6 protein-coding genes are annotated in these 5,687 nt (G+C 59.3%); all 6 read left to right on the top strand.

What is annotated here, in order from left to right; genetic code table 11:
* The first annotated feature begins 507 nt into the window (after positions 1–507).
* Positions 508–1,386 (top strand): patatin-like phospholipase family protein, encoded by an 879-nt coding sequence (locus tag ACTQWD_RS08570; protein ID WP_441016419.1) that lies wholly within the window; start codon positions 508–510, stop codon positions 1,384–1,386.
* A 157-nt stretch (positions 1,387–1,543) separates the two neighbouring features.
* Positions 1,544–1,987: a 50S ribosomal protein L13 gene (rplM, locus tag ACTQWD_RS08565; RefSeq protein WP_370450665.1), complete on the top strand. Its 444-nt coding sequence runs from the start codon at positions 1,544–1,546 to the stop codon at positions 1,985–1,987.
* 2 nt (positions 1,988–1,989) lie between these two features.
* Complete coding sequence (rpsI, locus tag ACTQWD_RS08560) at positions 1,990–2,385, top strand: 30S ribosomal protein S9 (RefSeq protein WP_022094634.1); 396 nt, start codon at positions 1,990–1,992, stop codon at positions 2,383–2,385.
* Between the two features lie 122 nt (positions 2,386–2,507).
* Positions 2,508–3,845: a phosphoglucosamine mutase gene (gene glmM / locus ACTQWD_RS08555; RefSeq protein WP_154517985.1), complete on the top strand. Its 1,338-nt coding sequence runs from the start codon at positions 2,508–2,510 to the stop codon at positions 3,843–3,845.
* A 101-nt stretch (positions 3,846–3,946) separates the two neighbouring features.
* Positions 3,947–4,414, top strand: a complete 468-nt coding sequence (locus ACTQWD_RS08550; protein WP_370450664.1) for a PTS sugar transporter subunit IIA — start codon at positions 3,947–3,949, stop codon at positions 4,412–4,414.
* Between the two features lie 272 nt (positions 4,415–4,686).
* Positions 4,687–5,415 (top strand): glucosamine-6-phosphate deaminase, encoded by a 729-nt coding sequence (nagB, locus tag ACTQWD_RS08545; protein WP_427747557.1) that lies wholly within the window; start codon positions 4,687–4,689, stop codon positions 5,413–5,415.
* Positions 5,416–5,687: the final 272 nt, after the last annotated feature.

The raw sequence follows: 5,687 nt of genomic DNA, 5'->3' as shown, positions 1-5,687 counted from the left end.
ATCCCCGCACCGCGGAGAATCGAACTCTGTGCAGGGCGCGGGCGTAAAGAAAACGCGTAAGCGTTTTTAGCCCGCGGGCGAGGACGCCGGCAGGCGGCCGAAGCCGGTGCGTATTTGCGAAGCAAATACGCGGATTCTCCGCGCAAAGCCTCTACAAGGTGGAGTAGTCAATTTGGGACGGGGCTATTTTAGCTACCCCTATAAGCCAGTCGATATTAGTTCCGGTCCCCAATAATTCGTCGACAGTCAAAGGGCAGCTAAAATAGCCCCGTCCCAAATTGACTACTCACGTTGACGCCTCAAGCGGAAGTTGCATCTCAGAATCTACGCTCAGAATGGGATGCATTTTCCGGATAGGTTGTTGGCGGAAAGTCCATCCCGGAATCGCCCCCCAGAACGGGACGTGCTTTCCGCCAGTCGCCCCGTCCTCCTCAACTCCAAAACCCATGCGCTCTCCATCTCAAAACTGGGTAGAAGAAGGCCAAAACGAAACAGTAGGAGGTCAACATGACGGCAGAAGATAAGGCAAAGAACGCCGGCAAGGTCGCGCTCGTCTTGGAGGGCGGCAGTTTTCGCGGGCAGTTTACCGCGGGCGTGCTCGACGTCCTCATGGAGGCTGGCGTCGAGATTCCGGCTGTCTACGGTGTATCGGCCGGCGCCCTCAACGGCGTGAACTACAAGTCGCACCAGATCGGCCGTGCCAACCGCATCAACCTGACTTTCTGCAACGACAACCGCTTCATGGGTGCCGCATCGTTTGCGTCCACGGGCTCCATCGTGGGTTACGACTTCATCTTCAACGATGTCCAGGACCGCTTGGATCCCTTTGATAACGAGGCATTCGACGCGAGCCCCATCGAGATGTACGCCGTCGCGACGGACATGCTCTTTGGAACCGCTGCATACCTGCCGGTCAAAAGCGCCGTGCTCGACCTCGATGCCGTGCGCGCCTCGACGTCGCTGCCGCTGGTGACGCCGCCGGTCGAGATCGACGGGCACAAATACGTCGACGGCGGCGTAGCCGATTCGGTCCCCATCGAGCACGTGCTGGAGGAGGCCGGCTTCGATCGCGCGGTTGTCATTGTCACGCAGGACCGCTCGTACGAGAAAAAGCCCTACGAGTTTATGCCTGCCGCACGCGCCCGCTATGCCGACTACCCCTATCTGCTCGAGGCTATTGAGACGCGCCACGACCGCTATAACATCCAGCGCATGCATCTGTGGAAGTATGAGCGCGAGGGCCGCGCGCTGGTCGTTGCCCCGCAAAAGCCTGTCGAGGTCGGTCACGTCGAGCACGATCCGACAAAGCTTCTCGACCTGTATATTCAGGGTCGTCAGGAGGCAAAGCGTCTGCTGAGTGATATCGAGGCATTTGTCGAGCGCTAGCGTCGCGACATCATTACCGATGGACGACATGTGCAGAAAGTCTGGTCAGAGCCAAAATACCTGTTGACTCGGGCGACGGGCGGGGTAATATGGACGGGTTACTTGCAGAGCCCCGTGAATCTCTGTAACAACACGTACTGTACATGGAGGAGTCTAAGTGATTTCGAAATCGACTCACTACGCCAAGCAGGGCGAGGTCCAGCGCAACTGGGTTCTCGTCGACGCCGATGGTGCTGTCCTGGGCCGTCTTGCCACCCAGATCGCAATGATCCTGCGCGGTAAGAACAAGCCCCAGTTCACGCCCAACAGCGACTGCGGCGACTTCGTTGTCGTCATCAACGCCGATAAGGTCCAGCTTACCGGTAACAAGGCCGACACGAAGACCTATTATCGCCACAGCGGCTACAACGGCGGCCTCAAGGCTGAGAGCTTCCACCAGGCTATGGAGAAGCACCCGGAGAAGGTCATCGAGCGCGCCGTTCGCGGCATGCTGCCCAAGACCACCCTCGGCCGTGCCCAGATGACCAAGCTTAAGGTCTACGCTGGTGCCGAGCATCCGCATGCTGCCCAGAACCCCACGAAGATTGAGCTGGAGGCTTAAAGATGGCTGAGAACACCGTTGTCTACCAGGGTACCGGCCGTCGTAAGAACGCCGTCGCCCGCGTCCGTCTCGTCCCCGGCACCGGCAAGGTGACTATCAACAAGCGTGACGCCGAGCAGTATTTCGGCCGTCATCAGCTCGTTGAGAACGCCCTTGCTCCCTTCAAGGTGACCGATACCGCCGGTCAGTTCGACGTTATCGCTCTGTGCGATGGCGGCGGCATCTCCGGTCAGTCCGGCGCTCTGCGCCTGGGCATCGCTCGCGCTCTTCTGAACGCTGGCGACTACCGTGCTGACCTCAAGAAGGCCGGTTTCCTTACGCGCGATGCTCGCGTGGTCGAGCGCAAGAAGTACGGCCTCAAGAAGGCCCGCCGCGCTCCCCAGTTCTCCAAGCGTTAAGGTTTTTCTCCTTACGAGATACAATGTACAAGCGGGGCCTGCCGATTGCTCGGCGGGTCCCGCTTTTCTTTTTCGACTAGGGTGGGCGAGTGCGTTTTGCCCACTTGGGAAGGAGCGATCCTATGCCCCAGAACATCTTTGGCACCGACGGCGTCCGTGGCGTCGCCAACGCCGACCTCTCGTGCGACCTCGCGTTTCGCCTTGGCCGTGCGGCGACCAAGTTCCTTGGTCCGGACATTTGCGTTGGCCGCGATACACGTCTTTCGGGCACCATGCTCGAGAGCGCTCTGACCGCTGGCATTATGGCCGAGGGCGGTCGCCCGCACTGCTGCGGCGTTATCCCTACGCCGGCCGTGGCGCTGCTCACTGTCCAAAACGACCTCGACGGCGGCATCGTCATCTCCGCTTCGCACAATCCGCCGGAGTTTAACGGCATCAAGTTCTTTAGCCGCAAGGGCATGAAGCTTCCCGATGCCGTTGAAGAAGAGATCAGCGCCTGGGTCATGTCCGAGGAGGCCATGGCTGCCGACACGCTGCCGACCGGCGCCGGTGTGGGCCACATCATCAAGATGAAGGATGCTCGCAAGGCATACGTCGACCACGCTATCAGCACCCTCGACGGCCTTAGGCTCGACGGCCTGGTCGTTGCCGTTGACTGCGGTCACGGTGCTTCCTGCCAGACCACGCCTGCCGCGCTTCAGCGTCTGGGCGCCACGGTCCACGCCATCAATACCGACTACTGTGGCACCGACATCAATGTCGAGTGCGGCTCCACTCATCTTGAGCCCCTGCGCGAGCTCGTGCTGCGCACCCACGCCGACATCGGCCTGGCCCACGACGGTGACGCCGATCGCGTGCTGTTCGTGGACAGCGAGGGCAACGAGATCGATGGTGATTACATCCTGGCCATCTGCGGCTCTGACCTCGCCGCTCGCGGCAAGCTCGCCAACTCCGAGATCGTCTCGACCGTTATGTGCAACTTGGGCTTTTCCATCGCTATGAAGGAACAGGGCTTTGAGATGGTGCAGACCGCCGTGGGCGACCGCTACGTGCTGGAGCGCATGCTCGCGGACGGCGCCGTTATCGGCGGAGAGCAGTCCGGCCACATCATCTTCCTGGAGCACAACACCACCGGCGATGGCCTGGTGACGGCGCTGCAGCTGCTGGCCGTGCTCAAGCGCACTGGCCGCACCCTCACCGACCTTGCCGGCATCATGAAGAAGTACCCGCAGGTGCTCGTCAACGTGCATTCCGACAACAAGGCCGGTCTGGACGATTGCCAGCCCATTTGGGACGCTGTCGCTGCCGCCGAGAAGGAGCTTAACGGTCGCGGCCGCATTCTGGTGCGCCCGAGCGGTACCGAGCCGCTGGTTCGCGTGATGGCCGAGGCCGAGACGCACGAGCTGACTCAGCGCGTCGTTGACGACATCGTCGAGGTTGTCAAGCGCGAACTTCCCTAATGGTCAAAAACCAATGCCAAGTGGTAAACTACTAAAACTGGTTTTGATTATTGGTATGTCCAAGGGGGAGCATGTTCACTAAAGTCCTAAGGTCTTTTGGTATGCGTGGTCGGGTCCTTACGCTGGATGCTCCCATCTCGGGCGATGTCATTCCGCTTTCCGAGGTTAAAGACCAGACGTTTGCCACTGGCCTTTTGGGCCAAGGCGTTGCCATTCGGCCTACGGGCACGCGCGTGATTGCACCCGCGGATGCCAAGATCGAGGCGATTTTTCCAACGGGACACGCCGTTGCGCTCAACACGGTCGATGGCTTGGATGTTTTAATCCACGTTGGACTCGATACCGTTCAGCTCGAGGGCAAACACTTTACCGTGCATGCACAGGTGGGCGATATCGTCCATAAGGGCGATGTGCTTATCGAGTTTGAACGCGAGGCAATCGAGGCCGAGGGCTACGATGTGACGGTTCCCATTTTGGTGTGCAACTCTGTTGAGTTCTCGAGCATCAAGGGCTCCGTTGGCGAGCATGTCGAGGAGATGGATCAGCTCATCGTCGCTCGCGAGCGCTAACTCGTTCGCTTGCCCTTTGGCCTACAATTCAAACACGTTTACGGAGGGCGCCCTTGAAAGAGGGCGCCCTTCGTGGCAAGATGAAAAATGTCCGAGGCTAAAAGGCTTCGGGTCACCGTGGACGGGCAGGGGCCTCGACGCGGCTAGACACGAGATACATACATTACGCGACCTCGCCCTGGTGGCCGCACACGTTGGTTGCGGCCGACGCAGGCCGCGGGCAAGTGCTTGTAAGGGGAGCCTTGCCTCTCTTCTACGAGAAAGGATGCGTAATGAAGATCATTAAAGCTAAAGACTACGAGGATATGAGCCGCAAGGCCGCCAATATCATCTCGGCGCAGGTTATCCTTAAGCCCGATTGCGTGCTCGGTCTTGCCACCGGCTCCACTCCGATTGGCGCCTACAAGCAGCTCGCCGATTGGTACAAGAAGGGCGATATTGACTTCTCCGAGGTCAGCACCTATAACCTGGACGAGTATCGCGGCCTTTCGCACGATGATCCCCAGAGCTATCACTACTTCATGCGCGAGAACTTCTTCGATCACATCAACGTCGATCTGAATAACACGCACGTGCCCGATGGCTCCAACCCCGATGCCGCCGCTGCCTGCTCCGAGTACGATAAGATCGTCGCTGCCGCCGGTTACCCGGATCTGCAGCTGCTCGGCATTGGTAATAACGGTCATATTGGCTTCAACGAGCCCGATGACCACTTCTCCAAGGGTACGCACTGCGTCGACCTCACCGAGAGCACCATTCAGGCCAACAGCCGCCTGTTCGATAGCATCGACGACGTTCCCCGCCAGGCTTACACCATGGGTACCCAGACCATCATGTATGCCCGCATGATCCTGGTCGTCGCCAACGGCGAGGCCAAGGCTCAGGCTGTTCACGATATGTGCTATGGCCCGGTTACGCCCGAGTGCCCGGCTTCGATCCTGCAGCTGCACACCAACTGCGTCGTCGTTGCCGACGAGGCTGCCCTTTCGCTCTGCGAGTAGTACAATCCGAGCGATTTGTTATTACTTTGTTACAGGCTCCCGTTCTGCGGGGGCCTTTTTTATTATGCATATGCGGGATGGCGGCTAGCTTATAGACTCATGGGCCCCTATGCTGCGTCCGTCCGCAATATCTGCCAGCGGAATCAGAATGAGCGCGGGCTTGGTACCGTCAAGATTCTTTCGCAAATTGATTTAGCCGTCTCCGGCCCCGTCCTCTTCTAGCCCTCCGCCTTTCCCCTCAGCTCGTCCATCTCCTCCAGCTTCGACATGTC

This window comes from Collinsella sp. LCP19S3_B6 (assembly GCF_052121815.1).
In the GTDB taxonomy this organism is placed as follows: domain Bacteria; phylum Actinomycetota; class Coriobacteriia; order Coriobacteriales; family Coriobacteriaceae; genus Collinsella.
The sequence above is the reverse complement of the archived record's forward strand: the minus strand, read 5'-3'. Positions and strand labels throughout refer to the sequence as shown.